Genomic DNA, 18,130 nt, shown 5'->3' with positions numbered 1-18,130 from the left:
ACTTTACCTCACCCACAGCTACAAGATTAGGCTTGCGCAGCCTCAACTAACGCCGTAAACGTCAGCCGACCTTCTTCCACTCCCACCGCAATCGTATCCCCCGGCATAAACTTGCCGCCAAGAATTTGCTGTGCCAGCGGATTTTCAACCTGCTGCTGGATGGCGCGTTTGAGCGGACGTGCGCCGTACACAGGGTCGAAACCAGCTTCTGCCAACAGGTCGAGCGCAGCATCGCTGATCTGGATGCCCAAATCACGGGCTGCCAGACGCTTGCGCAAGTTGTTGAGCTGGATGTCGGCAATCTGGCGAATTTCGGCCTGATCCAGCGGATGGAAGACCACCGTTTCGTCAATCCGGTTGATAAATTCAGGGCGGAAATGCGTGCCAACGACTTCCATCACCGCTGCTTTCATGCGCTCGTAGTTGGCTTCGCCCGACATCTCTTGAATGAGGTGCGAACCGAGGTTGGAAGTCATGATAATGACGGTATTACGGAAATCCACGGTACGGCCTTGCCCGTCAGTCAAACGCCCGTCGTCCAGCACTTGCAGCAGCACGTTGAATACGTCGGGGTGGGCTTTTTCCACCTCGTCCAGCAAGATCACAGAATACGGGCGACGGCGCACCGCTTCGGTCAAATAGCCACCTTCTTCGTAGCCGACATAGCCCGGAGGCGCACCGATCAGGCGGGCAACGGAATGCTTTTCCATGAATTCGGACATATCAATCCGCACCATCGCGTCGTCGGTGTCGAACAGGAAGGTCGCCAACGCCTTGGTGAGTTCGGTTTTACCCACCCCCGTAGGCCCCAAGAACAGGAACGAACCGCTAGGGCGATTAGGGTCGGAAAGCCCGGCACGCGCACGGCGGATGGCGTTGGAAACTGCGACCACGGCTTCGGTTTGCCCGATCACGCGCTTGGCAAGCACTTCTTCCATTTTCAGCAGCTTGTCCTTTTCACCTTCGAGCATTTTGCTGACGGGAATGCCTGTCCAACGCGATACAATGTCGGCAATTTCGTCTTCCGTCACCTTGGTTTTCAGCAATTTGGGCGCTTTGGATTCGGTGTGGGCGGCAGCATCGTCGGCTTGCGCCAACTGGCTTTCGAGTTCGGGGATGCGCCCGTATTGCAGTTCCGCCATGCGTTGCAAATTGCCTGCGCGGCGGGCGGTTTCAAATTCGAGCCGCGCTTGGTCGAGGGCTTCCTTGATGTGGGAAGTGCCTTGCACGTCGGCTTTCTCGCTTTTCCAGATTTCTTCCAGATCGGCGGATTCGATTTCCAAACGATCAATTTCAGCCTGCAAGTCAGCGAGGCGTTTTTTGGATGCGTCATCAGATTCCTTTTTCAAGGCTTCGCGTTCGATCTTGAGCTGAATCAGGCGGCGGTCGAGCTTGTCGATCACCTCCGGCTTGGAGTCGATTTCGACCCGGATGCGGGATGCAGCTTCGTCGATCAGGTCGATGGCTTTGTCTGGCAACTGACGGTCGGTGATGTAGCGGTGTGATAGCGTGGCGGCTGCGACCAGCGCGGGGTCGGTGATTTCCACACCGTGATGCACTTCGTATTTTTCCTGCAAGCCGCGCAGGATGGCGATGGTATCTTCCACCGTCGGTTCATCGACCAGCACTTTCTGGAAGCGGCGTTCGAGCGCGGCATCCTTTTCGATGTATTGGCGGTATTCGTCGAGGGTAGTTGCGCCGAGGCAGTGTAATTCGCCACGGGCAAGGGCGGGCTTGAGCATATTGCCCGCGTCCATTGCGCCTTCGGCTTTGCCTGCGCCTACCATGGTGTGCAATTCGTCGATGAACAGGATGATATTGCCTTCGGCTTTGGCAATGTCATTGAGCACGGCTTTGAGGCGTTCCTCAAAGTCGCCCCGGTATTTGCTGCCTGCCAGCAATGCGCCAAGGTCAAGCGAGAGCAGGCGTTTGCCTTTCATGCCTTCGGAAACTTCGCCGTTGACAATGCGTTGCGCCAAGCCTTCGACCAGCGCGGTTTTGCCTACGCCGGGTTCGCCGATCAACACGGGGTTGTTTTTGGTGCGGCGTTGCAGGATTTGCACCATGCGGCGGATTTCTTCGTCACGCCCAATGATGGGGTCAATTTTGCCCTGTTCTGCGCGTTCGGTGAGGTCGATGGTGTATTTGTCGAGGGCTTGGCGTTGGTCTTCGGCGTTGGGGTCATTGACGGTTTGCCCGCCGCGCATTCCTTCGATGGCTTTTTCGACTGCGCCTTTGGTTGCACCGCATTCACGCAGCAGGTTGCCGAGCGTACCTTTGTCTTCCAATCCGGCGAGGATGAAGAGTTCGGAGGAAATGTATTGGTCTTTGCGTTGCTGGGCGATTTTGTCGGTGACGTTCAGCAGTTTGCTGAGGTCGTTGGACACATGCACGCTGCCTGCATCACCGCCGGACACGGAGGGCATCCGGTCGAGGGCTTCGCCGAGTTTGGAGCGCAATTGGTTGGCGTTGACATCGGCTTTGGTGAGCAAACCGCGTGTGGAACCGCCTTCCTGATCGAGCAGCGCGATCATTAAGTGCGCGGGTTCGATGAATTGATGATCACGCCCTAACGCGAGCGATTGCGCGTCTTGCAGGGCGAGTTGGAACTTGCTGGTGAGTTTGTCCATTCTCATGTGGGCTACCTATTGATTTGGGTTGGACGCGAGTGCGTCGGATGGGACAAATCTTGGGTGGGAAGTGAGGGAATTCAAGGTGGGGCTGTGGATAAGTTTGATGTAGGTCAGTAAATCGGTAGCAAATGGTTAGTGGGCGTGAAAAACACACCATTCGTCTGGCATTCCCACGAAAACGGGTGTTCCTGCCTAAACTGAAAATTGTAAATGAACACCTTTCGTGGATTATTTAAAAAGGAGTTTAAATAATGAAAATGTCCAAAAGATTATTTTATGCGGCAAGTTCGACAGTTATGTCGATAGGTATGATGCTGAGTTCAACTGCGAATGCAAGTGCCTACCAAGGTACTAGTTACACACCATGTGACCAGATCAAGAATGAATTGACAGGTAAAGTCCAGCGGTTGCGCCAGATGGCACGCGATCGTGAGAGCTACGGGGATGCTTACGGTGCGCGGCGTTTGCGCAATACCGCGAATGTGATTACCGCCCATATTGGCAATTTACCTTGTGTCGGCAAGCAAACCTGTTTGTGTGATTGAGTAAATATCCGCCTTAAATTATCGCTTGCCAGTGTGGTCAATCTTGCTCATGCTGGCCTTCTGTCCTAAGCACTTGCGTTCCTACGGTTTTTTTCAATGCTGCGCCGCGTTACACTACGCATCTTTGCACAAGAGCATTCATACCGTCATGACAGCCATGCACCCGATTCGGGAAATCCCTTACAACTATACGTCGTTTTCTGATAAAGAAATCGTGCAACGCCTGCTAGGTGATCGCGCGTGGGAAATCTTGCAAGCACTGCGCGTGAAGCGTGAAACCGGTATTTCCTCGCACATGTTGCTGGAAATCTTAGGGGATATGTGGATTGTGCAGCGTAATCCTTATATCCACGATGATTTGCTGGAAAATCGTCAACGTCGCCAATCGTTACTGGATACCCTCAACGGGCGCGTGGCAACCATTGAAGAGCGTTCCAAGGGCAATGCCTTGACTCTGGAAATGGTGCAATTGGCGCGGGCGGCGTTGGCGCGTTTTGCGGACAGTTTCCGGGCTGAATACGATTTGCGTGAAAAAACCCGCAAGCGTCTGCATAAAATTACCCGCAAAGACAATATTCAGTTTGATGGTTTGGCGCGGGTATCTCACGTCACCGACGCGACGGACTGGCGGGTGGAATTACCCTTTGTGGTGTTAACGCCGGATACCGAAGAGGAAATGGCGGAGCTGGTAGGGGCGTGTATTGAACTGGGTTTGACCGTGATTCCGCGTGGGGGCGGTACGGGTTATACCGGCGGGGCAGTGCCGTTGGATTCGATGAGCGCGGTGATTAACACTGAAAAGCTCGAATTCCTTAGCGAAGTGCAATACCGCAATGACTTACCGGGTGTGGATAAAACCGTGCCGGTGGTGCGCACAGGCGCAGGTTTGGTGACGCGCCGGGTATCAGATTTGGCGGGGAAGCACGGTTTGGTGTTTGCGGTTGACCCGACTTCGCAGGATGCCTCAACCATTGGCGGCAATATCGCGATGAATGCAGGCGGTAAAAAAGCCGTACTGTGGGGGACAACCCTCGACAACTTGCTGTCATGGCGCATGGTTACGCCTGATGCAGATTGGCTGGAAGTGACGCGCTTAAACCATAACTTGGGCAAAATTCACGATCAGGCTCAGGTGCAATTTTCGGTGCAACGCTTCCACGCCGATGGCAAAACCCGCAAAGGTGAGGCGCAGACCCTCGATTTTGAGGGGCGTTATTTCCGCAAGGAGGGTTTGGGCAAAGACGTTACCAATAAGTTTTTGGGTGGTTTGCCGGGGGTGCAAAAAGAAGGTTGTGACGGCCTGATTACCTCTGGGGAATTCATTTTGCACCGGATGCCGGAACAAATTCGTACCGTTTGTCTGGAGTTTTACGGCACGGATTTGCATGAAGCTGTCCCTGCTATCGTTGAAATCAAGGACTATCTGGACGGGCGTGATGATGTATTGCTGTCGGGTCTGGAGCATTTGGATGAGCGTTACGTCAAAGCGGTGAAATACACCCCGAAAGGCGCGCGCGGTTGTTTGCCGAAAATGGTGTTGATTGCGGATATTGTCAGCGATGATGAAGCGGCTGTCGCCAGTGCTGCTGCGGAAGTGGTGCGCTTGGCGAATGCGCGGAATGCGGAAGGTTTTACCGCGATTAGCCCGGAAGCCCAGCGGCAGTTTTGGGCGGATCGTTCGCGCACGGCGGCGATTGCGGCGCATACCAATGCTTTTAAAGTGAATGAAGACGTGGTAATTCCGTTGCGGAATTTAGCGGCTTATACCGAGGGCATTGAAACCATCAATATTCGTCAGTCAATGCAAAACAAGGTGCGCATGATTGATGGTTTGCTGGCGTATTTGGCGGGTGAATTGCCGGAGTTGCGTGCAGTATCAGATTATGAGGCGAGTGCCGAACGCAGTTCCATTTGGGCGAATAAATTAGCGCACGCGGTCGATTATTTACAGCAACGCAAAGCGCGTTGGGAACAGATTTTAGCCAATTTTGACGCGCCTGCTGCTGATCATGCTGATTTGTTGGACGCTACCGCACTGGCAGCACAACGCCCGCAAGATCGGGTGATTGATTTGTTGTTGCGGCGTGATTTGCGGATTTCTTACCGAACGGAAGTGGTACGCCCGTTACAGGATATTTTCGTGGGGCGTGAACTGGAGCCATTGTTGCAGTCTTTGGAAGGTATCCATCGGCGCATTCGTTCCGGGCGTTTATTCGTGGCTTTGCACATGCACGCAGGTGACGGCAATGTGCATACCAATATTCCGGTGAATTCCAACGATTACGAGATGCTGCACGAAGCCGAGCGCGTAGTGGATCAGATTATGGTGTTGGCACGCGCCTTGGATGGGGTGATTTCCGGCGAACACGGGATTGGTTTAACCAAATACCGCTACCTTGATGCGCGTGAAATCGACGAATTTGCCACTTACAAGCACGAGATTGACCCGCAAGGGCATTTCAATAAGGGTAAATTGATGCCAGGTTCGGGTTTGCAGCACGCTTACACTCCATCATTGCGCTTGGTGGAACGCGAAGCTTTGTTGCTGGAACACAATGAGCTGGGGGCGTTAAACACCGATATTAAGGACTGTTTGCGCTGCGGTAAGTGTAAGCCGGTGTGCAATACCCATATTCCTCGCGCTAACTTATTGTATTCGCCGCGTAATAAGATTTTGGCAACAGGGTTAATGATTGAGGCGTTTTTGTACGAAGAACAAACCCGCCGGGGCGTTTCGATTCGCCATTTCGATGAAATGAATGATGTCGCGGATCATTGCACGGTTTGCCATAAATGCTTTAACCCGTGCCCGGTCAATATTGATTTCGGCAATGTCTCAATGCGGATGCGCAGTATTTTGCTGGAGCGCGGTAAGAAAAAGACCAGTCCGGTGACGTGGGCATCCATGCAGTTTCTCAATATGAAAGACCCGGATACCATTAAAATCATGCGGATGGGGATGATTCAATTCGGGTTTACTGCGCAACGTTGGGCGCATAAGTTGGCGAAAAAAGCCGGGATTTTGGGTGATAATAAACGCCCCGCTTCAACTTTAGGCAAACCACCGCTGAAAGAGCAGGTGATTCAGTTCATTAAAAAGCCGTTGCCGAACGGAATTCCGGCGAAAACGACCCGCGCGATGTTGGGTTTGGAAGACAGCAGTGTGGTTCCGATTATCCGTAACCCCACCTTGTCCGGCGATACACGCGGTGATGCGGTGTTTTATTTCCCAGGGTGTGGTTCGGAACGTTTATTTAGCCAAGTGGGTTTAGCTACGTTGGCGATGTTGTACCAAACCGGCGCGACTACGGTATTGCCACCGGGGTATTTGTGCTGCGGCTACCCGCAAAATGCAGGCGGGGATTTGAAAAAAGGCACGCAAATTTCCACGGATAACCGCGTGTTATTCCATCGCGTTGCCAATGCGTTAAGTTACCTCGATATTAAAACCGTGATTGTGTCGTGCGGCACGTGCATGGATCAGTTACTGAAATACGAGTTTGGTAAGATTTTCCCCGGTTGCCGCTTGCTGGATATTCATGAGTATTTGCTGGAAAAAGGCGTGAAAATGGACGGCGTGAGCGGTATCCAATACGTTTACCACGATCCTTGCCATTCCCCCATGAAGCAACTGAACCCGTTGAAAGTGACACAGGCGTTGACCGGTTCCGAGGTGGTACTGAGTGAGCGTTGCTGCGGGGAAGCGGGAACTTTTGCGGTAAGTCGCCCGGATATAGCCAGCCAATTACGTTTCCGTAAAACCGAAAGCCTTAAAGCCGGAGTCAAAGAGTTAACCGGCAGCGATATGGCGCAACCGGGCAAGGTGAAAATCCTGACTTCGTGCCCTGCTTGCCAGCAAGGTTTATCGCGTTACGCTGATGATACTGGCATGGAAACCGACTACATCGTGGTGGAAATGGCGAATCACCTGATGGGTAAGGATTGGCAGAAAAACTTTATTGATACCGCAACCCACGGTGGGATTGAGAAAGTGTTGTTATAATTACTGCCTTTAGGGGGACTGATGCCTTTATCTCAATCGGTGCGTCGTCAGGCGATGCATACCCGTGTGGTGACTTGTAACGGTTATAAACGCGAAGATGGGCTGTGGGACATTGAAGGCCATATGGTCGACACTAAACCGTATGCGTTCCAAAATACGGATAGGGGCGGTTTCATTAATGCCAACGAAGCACTCCACGATATGTGGGTAAGGCTGACATTGGACGATGCGTTTAAAATTCACGCTGTAGAAGCGGTAACAGACTGGTCGCCGTTTAAGGATTGCCCGCAAGTGGCAGCCGTCTTTCAGGGTTTGGTGGGCGTGTCGATTGGTTATGGTTGGAATCGTAAGCTCAAGGAACTGATGGGTGGGGTCAGAGGATGCACCCATTTGACCGAGTTACTCGGCCCTATTGCAACCACGGCTTTCCAAACGATTATGAGCACTCGTTCGGATTATTGCGGCGATTTGGATGGTGCGGCGCAAGAAAAACCGCCGTATTTGGATACCTGCCAGATGTTGCGTGAAGACGGTGAGGTGGTGAAAAAGTATTGGCCTAAGTTTTACCGTCCCAGTTAATCCTATGGTGCGTCGATGGGTGGGTGCTGGGAGCGTTGACGTATCCAGTTCACCGCTTTCAGCACGCCGTTGCGGGTTACGACCCATTTTTCCAGCTCAAACTTGCCGGGGAACATCATAATACTCAGGCCAATCATCATGGTGACTAAGCCTTGCCCCGGCAATACCAGCATGGCAATACCGGCTAATAGCACCGGTAAGCCCAGCAGATTGCGCACGATAGCCCGTGGTTGCAACAATACCTGCCAGCGATGCGCATGACGTGGACGCGTAAAATAATTGCTGGGAATGCGTGCGACAAGCCAAGGTAATAGCAGCAGTGATAAGACAAACGTAGCTACAGAGATTGTGCCGAGCCAAATAAAAAGTGTATCCAAACAAAAAACCCCAACGTAGTGAACGATGGGGTTGATTGTAATCAAGGGTAGCGCAAAAAGCGCATTACCTTTAGTTATCCGGGTTGGCTTTGATTTTGTGAATGCTCAAATCCGCACCGTTGTATTCTTCCTCTTGAGTCAAGCGAATACCCAGCGTGGCCTTGAGAATGCCGTAAACGATGAAACCACCCGCTGTCGCAATTGCAATCCCAATCAGTGTGCCGACGACTTGCGCTCCGAAGCTGACACCACCGACCCCACCGAGTGCTTCTAAACCGAAAATACCCGCTGCAATGCCACCCCACGCACCGCACAAACCGTGCAATGGCCAGACACCCAATACGTCGTCGATTTTTAACTTGTTTTGCGCGAGGGTGAATGTCCACACGAATAACCCACCGGCAACCGCACCAACCACCAACGCACCCAGTGGATGCATCAAATCAGAACCCGCGCACACCGCCACCAAACCCGCCAACGGGCCGTTGTGGACAAAGCCAGGGTCATTTTTCCCTGCGACTAACGCTGCTAAAATCCCACCTACCATTGCCATTAGCGAGTTAATCGCGACCAAACCACTTAAGCCGCCAACTTTTTGTGCTGACATAACGTTAAAGCCAAACCAGCCGACGGTTAAAATCCACGCGCCAATGGCTAAAAACGGAATACTGGAAGGTGGATGCGCCGACATCGGTTTGCCATCCTTGGTATAACGCCCGTGCCGATGCCCCAGCATAATTACCGCGCCTAAGGCCAGCCAGCCACCCATTGCATGAACCACTACCGAACCGGCAAAGTCATGGAATGCAACGCCAAACAGCCCTTTAATCCATTCCTGCACGCCGTACAAATTGTTCCAGATCATGCCTTCGTAAAACGGGTAAATGAACGCCACAATCAGGAAGGTTGCCAGCAGTTGCGGGTAAAACCGCGCCCGCTCCGCAATCCCACCGGAAATAATCGCCGGAATTGCCGCTGCAAAGGTCAGTAAAAAGAAGAATTTGACCAAATCGTAACCGTTATTTACCGCCAGTTCGCTGGCACTGCTCAAGAAGCCTGTTTGATAGGCAATCATGTAACCAATGAAAAAATAAGCAATGGTGGAAACGGCAAAATCGACAATGATCTTAACTAAGGCATTTACCTGATTTTTGTGGCGTACCGTGCCCACTTCCAAAAAGGCAAAACCTGCGTGCATCGCGAGAACCATCACGGCTCCCATTAACACAAACAGGGTATCTAATGCGGAAACAAGTTGCTCCATAACAGTGACCTCTACAACACCAAAACGGAAAAAGATGCTCCATCATAAATACCTTGCGCGTGCTGACTAGTGGATTTTGCACAAAACTAGTGATTTTTGAAGATGTTGCGCGGAAATAGGCTTTAATGGGGGTAAATACTCCCTTTTATGGTGCTTTGGTATGAATATGCACTATTGTAGTGCTTTATTTGCACCAAAATGATTTTGCGAGTTGTGCCGTTGATCTGAGAAATGTTGCGCTGCATTGTGCAGGGTAGACAGACTATTCCTATACTTGTGGATTCGTCTTTTAAGGAAACGGTACAACACATGCTCATGACCGCGAAGTTGCCTTTGCCTCACCTTGGCCTGTTTTTGGGGAGTTTGGTGTGGATCATTGCTTTGTTTTTGCCGGTATTCCACACCACCAATGGCGTAGTGATGGGCTATTGGGTATTGGCGACAGGGTGGATGGGATTTATGGTGTTTCAGTTTGCGTGGTATGCCAACTTATTGGAATTACTGGGTATATTGCTGATTTCACGTCACCCGAATTGGGCAATGGGTTTAGCTGTGGCAGGTATTTTGCTGGCTGGGCAGGCATTTTGGTTTGAGGAAATTCCCCGTGATACCGGAACCATGCATGTAGTGCGTTTGGGGTTAGGCTTTTGGCTGTGGTATGTGGGGTTACTGTTGATTACATTTAGCGTGATTTTCGGGGTACACGACGACGAAACGTAAAGGCGTAACGGGTACGCCTTTACGCAAGGGGTTTAGAAGTCGCCTTCCGCGCCGCCTTTCATAATCGCAGTCATGATTTCTTGCACTTTGATGGCTTCTGCATGAAGTTCAGGTGGCAAGGTTTTGCCGCCGTAAATCATCATGTCCATGTTCAGTGAATACAGGTGATATTTTCCTGCTTTGTCTTGAATCATGGAAATCCGGCAAGGGAGGAATGCTGAGAATGCATCACTGAAATCCACCATTTTCATGGCAGTCTGTGGATTACAGAACTGATAGATTTTCAGGAAACGCTGATCTTGTCCGGTTTCCAGTTTCACCTGTTCTGATAATGGCAGTTCGCCGACCGCTTTGATGTTGAGTTTGTTAGCAACGGATTTCATTGCTTCTTCAGCATCTTCGGGGGTAATGCCGTCTGCCAGTGAATATTTCACCACGGAAGCGTCTGCTGAATTGCCGCTTTCCTTGAGCTTTTTCCACATATCGGTGTAAACATCTTTCGCTTTAGGGTCAAGTTGTTGCAGGGCAGCCATTTCGTTGCCCATTTCACCGGCTTTGCTCAGCATGTCGCCGTACTGGGTATAAGCGTATGCGCCGCCGAGAATAGCGACTAAACCAATCAGGGCAAGAAGGTTACGGATAAAGTTCATGAGTTCTCCTAAGCGTTATATTGCACATTCCGCCCATCCATCGTCATGAGGGTTGAGGATGGGGGAATTATCATTCGATTATTGCGTGTTGATTTTTGCCATCAGTGCGAAAGACTTAACGAACGGGCCAGCCATTGCAGGGTTCTTCAGCATTGCGCCGTAGTCACCGGAGAGGAATTTCAGCTTGCCGAAGGTGTAAGCTGTGCCTAAGCCAACCATGCCCATCGGTTCTTTAGTCCATTTCATCCAGTCTTTGCGGTCAGCACGCATATCCCAATCGGGTTTCTCATCCGCGTAATCGCCAGCACGCACGCATTCGCCGTTTTCAACGATGAAAACGCCCATCGGCTTAGCTTCGCCTTTCAGGCCGCAGGTAATAACAGAATTGAACCCAATGGCAGCGAGCTTGTCTTTAACATCAGGGTCTGCGTTCCAAAGATCCTTGAGTTCGTTCATCCAATCAGCAGAAAATAATTGCGGCATAGTTCCTCTCCTAGTACGTGTTATGAAACGGGTTTGATTAATGAATTTTACAATGACCTATATATCCTTCATTCTTGTATTTCGCAACCATCAGAAAGTGATAGAAATGATGCGACACTTTGGTTTACCCCAGTACGCGCTGTTTACAGGGCTGTTTTTAGGCACAATCAACCCTGTCTGGGCTGCAACTTCGCTAGACAGCGAGCCGTTAGCGGTGACATTAATTCCGTTAGCGAAGGTACTGCAAATCAGTGAGCGCAGTGTACCTGCCACCTTAGTCAGCTTAAACGACAGCACGTTAAGCGCGGAAGTGGCGGGCAAAGTCACCCGTCTTTTGGTGGATGTGGGGGCGACTGTCAAAGCAGGGCAGGTCTTAGCAAACCTCGATTGCCGCGATTACACCCACAGTTTGAGTCAGGCGAAAGCCAGCATGACCGCCGCCAAAGCGCGTCTGAGCTTTGCCCAAAGTCAGTGGCAGCGCAATCAGCAATTACGCAAAACGGGTTTGTTACCCGCCGAGCAACTGGAAAAAGCCCAAGCCGATTTTGACAGTGCGCAAGCCGATGTGGCAGTGAATCAAGCGCAAGTAGATACCGCCAGTTTAGCGGTGTCGCGTTGTGAAGTTACCGCGCCGTTTGCGGGACAGATTACCCAGCGTCACCTGCAACTGGGGCAACAAGCAACACCGGGCAGCCCCGCGTTTCAGCTATTACAACACGATGTGCAAGAGTTGAGTGCGCAGTTATCCGCCGAAGAAGTCGCGGAGCAGGCGCAGGGTAAGCAATTACGCTTTGTTGCCGATGGGGTAACGCTTGCGGTGAAGCGTCGTGCGGTGGTGGGGCAAATCAGCGGTAATACCCGCACCCAAGAAGTGCGTTTCAGCCTGCAAGAGCCGACGACGTTAGCCGCAGGGCAAAGCGGACGGTTGGTGTGGCAAAGCCCGTTACCGGCATTACCGGCTAGTTGGCTGGTGCGCCGCGATACGAGTTTAGGGGTTATGTTGGGTGAGGATGATGCGGCTAAGTTTCACCCATTGCCCAAAGCGCAGGAAGGGCAGGCGGCGATCGTGGATTTACCCGATACGACGTTGCTGATTGACCAAAATCGCTTGCGGGTACAGCATGGGCAGGCGATTAAGGTGGAGTCGCCGTAATGTATAAACGCTTGCTGCAAAATCATGTGCTGGCTAATTTGACTTTTGGGCTGGTGTTGGTGATTGGCTTGATTGCCTACAATACGATGCCGCGCCAGCAAGACCCGACGATCAATTTTAACTGGATTTCCATCATTACCGCGTTGCCGGGGGCGAGTGCGGAAGATGTGGAAAAGCGCGTCACAGATCCGTTGGAAGAGGCGATTCGTGGCGTGCCGGATATGAAATTCGTTTCTAGCAATAGTCGTGAAAATATTTCCAGTTTGCTGGTGCGCTTTGAAGACATTGACGAGCGTATGTTCGATAAGCGCATTGCTGATTTGCGCCGCGAAATCCAAAACACTAAAGATTTGTTGCCCAGCGAAGCGGTTGAGTCGATTATTCTGGAAATTACCACGGCGAATGCGTTTCCGGCGGCAATGATTGCGGTACAGGGCGTGGCTGACGATGAGAATTTGCGGGTACAGGCGAAAAATATCAAAAAAGCACTGGAGCAGGTTAAAGGTGTGGAGCGGGTTGATACGATCGCGCTGGATGACCCGGAATTGCAGGTGCGCTTTGATGCCCATGCTTTGGAAGCCTTGGGGCTGTTACCTGGGCAGTTGGCAGATACGGTGCGGGTGTGGTTTCGGGATTTGTCCGCCGGTAGCGTGGATATTGACCGCCAGAGTTGGCTGGTACGACTGAGCGGGAAAGATAGTGATCCGCAGGCATTGGGGGCATTGCCGATTACGGGTTTGCAAGGTGATGTGCCGTTAGCGCGGGTAGCAACAGTGGAACGCGCCCGTGAAAAAGCCACGCAAAAGGTCTCATTGGATGGCAAACCCGCGATTTTATTTGCGGTGATGAAACAGGATAAAGCGAACAGTCTGGATTTATTGGCGCAATTACAAAGCTACCTTGATACCCGCAATGCCCAAACACAATCCACGGGCGTGACCCTGACGCTGGTGGATGATCAAACGGTGCCGACCCGTGAAGCGATTGCGGTGATGGAAAGCAACGCGCTGGTGGGGTTTTTACTGGTGTTGGCGGTCACTTGGCTGTTTTTGGGTTTTCGGCTTGGTTTGCTGACCACGATTGGCATTCCGTTTACTTTGGCGGCGACGTTTTGGGTGTTGTCGAGCATGGGGGAAACCTTGAATGTCTCGGTGTTACTTGGGGTCGTGATTGTGCTGGGAATGCTGGTGGATGATGCGGTAGTGGTGGTGGAGTCCATTTACTATCGCTTGCAACAGGGCATGGATGGAATAACAGCAGCGGTGGAGGCGATGCGTGAAGTTGCGTTGCCAGTGACGACGGCAGTGTTGACTACGGTGGCGGCTTTTTTGCCGTTGATGTTATTGCCGGGGATTTTAGGCAAATTCATGCAAGTGATTCCGATGGTGGTGACATTGGCTTTGTTTTTGAGTTTGATCGAAGCTTTTTGGATGCTGCCAGCCCACGTTGGGGTCGGCAAAATCGACTTTTCCAAACCGTCACGCATTCAGCAATACCGCCAGCGTTTTACCCATGTTTTGCAAGTGAAATACGCGCGGTGGTTGTTGAAGGTATTGCGTTATCCGCGTGCGGCGTTGGGTGGTGTGGTGCTGCTGTTTTTTATCGCCGTGGGCGTGGTTGGTGCAGGTTTGATTCCGATGAACTTTTTCGCATCGGATAATTTGCGGATTTTCTACGTGAATGTGGAAATGCCCAGTTCCACTTCATTAAACGAGACGATGCAAAAAACCTTGGAAGTCGAACAGCAGGTGAAACAACACTTACAGCCACAGGATGCGCGGTCGGTGGTGGCATATGCGGGGATGATGTTTACCGAAACTGAGCCATTGTACGGTGCGCGTTATGGGCAGTTGGTGGTGAGTTTGCAGCCGTTATCTGCTGGCGCACGTGAAGTAAAAGCCATTATTGAATCCATGCGGTCGGCAGTAGAAGGCGTGCCGGGCGCGGTGAATATTGCGTTTTTGGAATTGGCGGGTGGCCCTCCGGCAGCGAAACCGATTAGCGTTAAGGTGCGCGGTGATGATTACGCCGAGATTCAGGCCGCGACTAATGCCCTCAAGCAAAGCCTTGCTGCGAATGCCGGGATCAAAGATATTACTGATGATGCCAGCCCCGGTCGGCAGGAAATGAACCTGAAATTACGCCAAGATGCGATTCGGCAGGCAGGTATTGCACCGGATAATGTAGCGCGAACCTTGCGCTTGTTAGTGGATGGTGAAGTGGTCGCTGATATGCAGGATCAGGGTGAAAAACTCGCAGTGCGGGTGCAAAGTCAGGCAAATGATTGGCAGGCTATCCGGCAATTGCTAGACGTGCGTTTGCCCACGCCCAGTGGCGGTAGTGTACCGTTGAGTGAGTTGGTCGAAGCTAACGAAGGGGTTTCGATTGGGAATATTCGTCATTACAACTTCCGGCGTGCGATTACGTTGGAGGCGGATTTGGTGAAACGCCCGGATGAGCCATTTTACGATTGCCGTTTAAAGCCGGTGTTTACGGCTGCTGCCCCCGATTACAGCTTGTGTGCGCTGGATACGGTGCAGGCAAATCAGTGGTTGTTGGCGGCATGGGAACAGCGTAAAGCGGAGTTTCCTAACATTGATCTGGATTTCGCAGGACAGTTGGATGATTTGCAGGAAAGTCTGGATGCGATTGGGGTGCTGTTTTTGTTTGGTATCGGCTTGATGTATTTGATTTTGGGAACGCAGTTTAGTAGCTATTGGCAGCCGTTAATGATTCTGTCGACCGTGCCAATGGCGTTTACCGGCGTGGTGTTTGGGTTGTTGCTGACACAAAATCCGCTGAGTTTGTATACCTTGTACGGCGTGGTAGCGTTGGCGGGCATTGCGGTGAATGCGGCGATTGTATTGATCGCGGCAGCCAATGATCGTATTGAGCTGGGAATGAGCGTGTTATATGCCACGGTTTATGCGGCGCGGCGGCGATTGATTCCGATCTTAATCACCTCATTGACCACGATGGCGGGCTTGTTTTCCTTGGCAACCGGCTTGGGTGGTAAATCGCTGTTGTGGGGGCCGGTAGCAACAGCGATTGTCTGGGGTGTCGGGTTTTCCACGGTACTGACGCTTTTTGCGATTCCGGTGCTGTATCGCGTCGTCAGTCGGCGGGGTTAACGGCAACTCGCGGCTTGCTGGCGTAATTGATTGGCCTCGCGGAATAAGCGCATGGATGCCTGACGATCACCGCGTTGCGAGGCTATTACCGCTTGGCTTTCACGCTGTTTGGCAAGGGTAAACAGGTGTTGGCGTTGTGCGTCGCAAGACGATGGCGCGTTAGTAACAACCGGCGGGCGATTGGCAGGAATAACGCGCACGCTGACATCTGCTGCCGGACGCATTACCGCTGCGGGCGAAGAAGGCGTGGTACGGCGTGGCGTGACAGGCTGTGGCGCGGCGCGGGGGCGTAATGCCATGATTGCATTGTTACGCTGCGGCAAGCTTCGTATATTCGGTGGCGGCAAGGGCGCGGGGCGCGTTGTAACCGCCAACGTGTGGGCACTATTACCGTAACAGTAAAACGATGTGCCGCAGTTGTCGGTGGTGGCGTATGCAGGGTTGTAAATGCTGGCGAGGCCAGTTAACAGTAAGAGCAGTTGCGGTTTCATTGGGTGTTTCCTTGAAAGAATTATCCCACGAGTGTAGTCAATGAATCCGATTCTTGCCTATATGTGATTGATATTTATACATAAAATAAAAAGTCCGCACGGAGCGGACTTTTCTAGCAAGGCGTAATAGCGTTAAATCGCTGCCAATGCCGCATCGTAATTAGGTTCTTGAACAATTTCAGGTACTTGTTCGGTATAAACTACGTTGCCGTCTTTGATCACAACCACTGCGCGTGATAATAAGCCTGCCAATACGCCGCTAGTAATGGTTACGCCATAATCGTTGCCAAATGCAGGATTGCGGAAATTAGACAGTGAGACCACGTTTTCCAAACCTTCCGCCCCGCAGAAACGCCCGTGTGCAAACGGTAAGTCAGCGGAAATACACAGCACAGCTACGTTGTCATTGCTGCTGGCTATTTCGTTGAAACGGCGCGTGGATGTTGCGCAAACGCCGGTATCAATGCTGGGGAAGATGTTTAAAATGACGGTTTTTCCGGCGAAATCGCCTAAGCCGACTTCAGATAAATCGGTTTTAACCAGTGTAAAGGCCGGAGCGGCTGCGCCAACCGCAGGCAGTGTGCCAACAGTTTCTAGCGGGTTGCCTTGTAAAGTAATCGTTGCCATGAGTGTCTCCTTTGTTAATGAATTAGTGATTGTGTCCGCAACCGCCGTGGCTGTGAACATGACCGTGAGCCATTTCTTCATCAGTAGCAGCGCGAACATCCAAAATAGTGACATCGAATGTCAATGCAACGCCCGCTAGTGGGTGATTCGCGTCAATCGTAATCGTCGCGTCGTCGACTGCCGTGATGGTAATAACCTCAATCCCGCCGTTGGTTTGCGCTTGGAATTGCGCTCCCACAACCAATTGCTCGGTAGGCACATCGCCAAACATTTCGCGTGGAATTTGTTGGGTTAAACGCTCATCACGTTCCCCGTAAGCGTCTTCAGCAGTCACATTAACCACTGCACTATCGGTGGCTTGTTTACCCACTAACGCATTTTCCAAGCCCGGAATAATGTTGTTGGCACCGTGCAGGTACACGAAAGGGTGATCGGTATCCGCTTGATCCAATACCACGCCCTGTGGGTTAGTAAGGGTGTAAGTCATGGTGACAACGGTGTTTACTGCGATTTGCATGAAGATTCCTTAATATAAGCGTCGTAACGGTTGCCGCCTTCGGGTCTGTCCTTAAAGCGGCGATGAGTCCACAAATATTGGGCGGGGAACTCGCGAACCTGTTGCTCAATGATGTGATTGATTAATGTCGTGTCTGCGAGCATGGAGTCGCTGGGGAAATTTTCAAGAGCGGGTAGAAAACGCAGCAAATAACCTGTTTCAGTACGCAACGTGAAAAAGGGGACAACTTGCGCGTGACCGAGTTTGCTAATACGGCTAGTGGCGGTGTTTGTCGCTGCCGGAATGCCAAAAAATGGCGCGAATACGCTGTTTTTGTGCCCAAAATTTTGATCTTGCGCGTACCACACCACATGTCCTTGGTGCAGGCTGCGTAACATGGCACGAATATCATCACGTGGAATGGCTTTGCCGTAACGTTTGCTCCGTAAACGGGCAGTACGCCATTCAATCAGGGGATTTTGATGCGGACGGTACACCACATGCAGCGGTAACTGTTGTGCGAGTAAACGACCACCGAGTTCCAAACTGGTAAAATGCGCACTGAGTAAGACTACCCCGCCACGTTCGTGTGCCGTCAGAACGTGTTCTAAACCTTCCAGTGTGGTGCGTTGTGTGAGTTTTTCAGCATTTCCCCACCAACTGAGAGCCGCTTCAAACACGCCTTTTCCTAAGGAAATGAAATGGTCACGATTGATTTGATAACGTTCATCGACAGTGGTGTTGGGGAAAGCCAATTCCAAATTGATACAACTGATTAAACGCCGTCGCGGTAGCGCGTGGAACATGGATAACCCGATCATTTTGCCGAGCCACATTTGCACCGCCCAAGGCAGTTTGGTGACGAGCCATAAACATCCCAAACCGAGCCAAGTAGGCCAGAAGCGCGGGTGCATAAATTGTTTGCCAGAAATTCTTTCCACGTACAGTTTCATGTTTGGATAAGCTGCTTATGGTAAA

At 51.6% G+C, this 18,130-nt stretch carries 15 protein-coding genes; 6 read left to right on the top strand and 9 right to left on the bottom strand.

The window, feature by feature from the left end; genetic code table 11:
- Positions 1-26 precede the first annotated feature (26 nt).
- Entirely contained in the window at positions 27-2,636 is a 2,610-nt protein-coding gene (gene clpB, locus J9260_RS11710) for an ATP-dependent chaperone ClpB (protein WP_210217942.1), read from the bottom strand.
- A 248-nt stretch (positions 2,637-2,884) separates the two neighbouring features.
- Between clpB and J9260_RS11705 the strand changes: the two genes are divergently transcribed.
- The 3 genes from J9260_RS11705 (at position 2,885) to J9260_RS11695 (ending at position 7,760) form a co-directional block, all read left to right on the top strand.
- Positions 2,885-3,178 (top strand): hypothetical protein, encoded by a 294-nt coding sequence (locus J9260_RS11705; RefSeq protein ID WP_210217941.1) that lies wholly within the window; start codon positions 2,885-2,887, stop codon positions 3,176-3,178.
- A gap of 148 nt (positions 3,179-3,326) precedes the next feature.
- Positions 3,327-7,181 carry a DUF3683 domain-containing protein gene (locus tag J9260_RS11700; protein WP_210217940.1) on the top strand — a complete coding sequence of 1,285 codons (3,855 nt, stop codon included), beginning with the start codon at positions 3,327-3,329 and terminating at the stop codon, positions 7,179-7,181.
- A gap of 21 nt (positions 7,182-7,202) precedes the next feature.
- Positions 7,203-7,760, top strand: coding sequence for a DUF2889 domain-containing protein (locus J9260_RS11695; RefSeq protein WP_210217939.1), 558 nt, complete (start codon positions 7,203-7,205; stop codon positions 7,758-7,760).
- Positions 7,761-7,762: 2 nt separating this feature from the next.
- Here J9260_RS11695 and J9260_RS11690 read toward each other — a convergent pair whose 3' ends face one another.
- Positions 7,763-8,137, bottom strand: a complete 375-nt coding sequence (locus J9260_RS11690; RefSeq protein ID WP_210217938.1) for a PGPGW domain-containing protein — start codon at positions 8,135-8,137, stop codon at positions 7,763-7,765.
- Between the two features lie 70 nt (positions 8,138-8,207).
- Positions 8,208-9,401: an ammonium transporter gene (locus tag J9260_RS11685; RefSeq protein ID WP_210217937.1), complete on the bottom strand. Its 1,194-nt coding sequence runs from the start codon at positions 9,399-9,401 to the stop codon at positions 8,208-8,210.
- 309 nt (positions 9,402-9,710) lie between these two features.
- Here J9260_RS11685 and J9260_RS11680 point away from each other — a divergent pair, with 309 nt between their 5' ends.
- Positions 9,711-10,121, top strand: a complete 411-nt coding sequence (locus tag J9260_RS11680) for a hypothetical protein (RefSeq protein WP_210217936.1) — start codon at positions 9,711-9,713, stop codon at positions 10,119-10,121.
- Between the two features lie 32 nt (positions 10,122-10,153).
- Here the strand turns inward: J9260_RS11680 and J9260_RS11675 are convergent, their stop codons facing one another.
- Positions 10,154-10,771 carry a DUF302 domain-containing protein gene (locus J9260_RS11675; protein WP_210217935.1) on the bottom strand — a complete coding sequence of 206 codons (618 nt, stop codon included), beginning with the start codon at positions 10,769-10,771 and terminating at the stop codon, positions 10,154-10,156.
- Positions 10,772-10,849: 78 nt separating this feature from the next.
- Positions 10,850-11,254, bottom strand: a complete 405-nt coding sequence (locus J9260_RS11670; RefSeq protein ID WP_210217934.1) for an SCP2 sterol-binding domain-containing protein — start codon at positions 11,252-11,254, stop codon at positions 10,850-10,852.
- Between the two features lie 106 nt (positions 11,255-11,360).
- Here J9260_RS11670 and J9260_RS11665 point away from each other — a divergent pair, with 106 nt between their 5' ends.
- Together J9260_RS11665 and J9260_RS11660 are read left to right on the top strand one after the other, a co-directional pair.
- Positions 11,361-12,407: an efflux RND transporter periplasmic adaptor subunit gene (locus J9260_RS11665; RefSeq protein ID WP_210217933.1), complete on the top strand. Its 1,047-nt coding sequence runs from the start codon at positions 11,361-11,363 to the stop codon at positions 12,405-12,407.
- Complete coding sequence (locus J9260_RS11660) at positions 12,407-15,538, top strand: efflux RND transporter permease subunit (protein WP_210217932.1); 3,132 nt, start codon at positions 12,407-12,409, stop codon at positions 15,536-15,538. The genes J9260_RS11665 and J9260_RS11660 overlap by 1 nt, the downstream gene beginning before the upstream one ends.
- Here J9260_RS11660 and J9260_RS11655 read toward each other — a convergent pair.
- From J9260_RS11655 to lpxL, 4 genes are all read right to left on the bottom strand, one after another.
- Positions 15,535-16,029, bottom strand: coding sequence for a hypothetical protein (locus J9260_RS11655; RefSeq protein ID WP_210217931.1), 495 nt, complete (start codon positions 16,027-16,029; stop codon positions 15,535-15,537). The two genes, J9260_RS11660 and J9260_RS11655, sit on opposite strands and share 4 nt — an antisense overlap.
- A 132-nt stretch (positions 16,030-16,161) precedes the next feature.
- Positions 16,162-16,656 carry a thiol peroxidase gene (gene tpx, locus J9260_RS11650; protein WP_210217930.1) on the bottom strand — a complete coding sequence of 165 codons (495 nt, stop codon included), beginning with the start codon at positions 16,654-16,656 and terminating at the stop codon, positions 16,162-16,164.
- Positions 16,657-16,678: 22 nt separating this feature from the next.
- Positions 16,679-17,173, bottom strand: a complete 495-nt coding sequence (locus J9260_RS11645) for an FKBP-type peptidyl-prolyl cis-trans isomerase (RefSeq protein ID WP_210217929.1) — start codon at positions 17,171-17,173, stop codon at positions 16,679-16,681.
- Entirely contained in the window at positions 17,158-18,105 is a 948-nt protein-coding gene (gene lpxL / locus J9260_RS11640; RefSeq protein ID WP_210217928.1) for an LpxL/LpxP family Kdo(2)-lipid IV(A) lauroyl/palmitoleoyl acyltransferase, read from the bottom strand. Before lpxL ends, J9260_RS11645 begins: the two co-directional genes overlap by 16 nt.
- Positions 18,106-18,130 lie beyond the last annotated feature (25 nt).

The sequence above is a fragment of the Thiothrix unzii genome, from assembly GCF_017901175.1.
Lineage (GTDB): Bacteria > Pseudomonadota > Gammaproteobacteria > Thiotrichales > Thiotrichaceae > Thiothrix > Thiothrix unzii.
Note: the sequence above shows the minus strand (reverse complement) of the source record. Positions and strands in the feature narration are given on the sequence as shown.

Coding starts and splice junctions, on each gene's coding strand:
- J9260_RS11695 (WP_210217939.1), top strand. CDS start 7,203: ATGCCTTTATCTCAATCGGTGCGTCGTCAGGCGATGCATACCCGTGTG.
- lpxL (WP_210217928.1), bottom strand. CDS start 18,105: ATGAAACTGTACGTGGAAAGAATTTCTGGCAAACAATTTATGCACCCG.
- J9260_RS11655 (WP_210217931.1), bottom strand. CDS start 16,029: ATGAAACCGCAACTGCTCTTACTGTTAACTGGCCTCGCCAGCATTTAC.
- tpx (WP_210217930.1), bottom strand. CDS start 16,656: ATGGCAACGATTACTTTACAAGGCAACCCGCTAGAAACTGTTGGCACA.
- J9260_RS11675 (WP_210217935.1), bottom strand. CDS start 10,771: ATGAACTTTATCCGTAACCTTCTTGCCCTGATTGGTTTAGTCGCTATT.
- J9260_RS11705 (WP_210217941.1), top strand. CDS start 2,885: ATGAAAATGTCCAAAAGATTATTTTATGCGGCAAGTTCGACAGTTATG.
- J9260_RS11665 (WP_210217933.1), top strand. CDS start 11,361: ATGATGCGACACTTTGGTTTACCCCAGTACGCGCTGTTTACAGGGCTG.
- J9260_RS11700 (WP_210217940.1), top strand. CDS start 3,327: ATGACAGCCATGCACCCGATTCGGGAAATCCCTTACAACTATACGTCG.
- J9260_RS11670 (WP_210217934.1), bottom strand. CDS start 11,254: ATGCCGCAATTATTTTCTGCTGATTGGATGAACGAACTCAAGGATCTT.
- J9260_RS11660 (WP_210217932.1), top strand. CDS start 12,407: ATGTATAAACGCTTGCTGCAAAATCATGTGCTGGCTAATTTGACTTTT.
- clpB (WP_210217942.1), bottom strand. CDS start 2,636: ATGAGAATGGACAAACTCACCAGCAAGTTCCAACTCGCCCTGCAAGAC.
- J9260_RS11680 (WP_210217936.1), top strand. CDS start 9,711: ATGCTCATGACCGCGAAGTTGCCTTTGCCTCACCTTGGCCTGTTTTTG.
- J9260_RS11685 (WP_210217937.1), bottom strand. CDS start 9,401: ATGGAGCAACTTGTTTCCGCATTAGATACCCTGTTTGTGTTAATGGGA.
- J9260_RS11645 (WP_210217929.1), bottom strand. CDS start 17,173: ATGCAAATCGCAGTAAACACCGTTGTCACCATGACTTACACCCTTACT.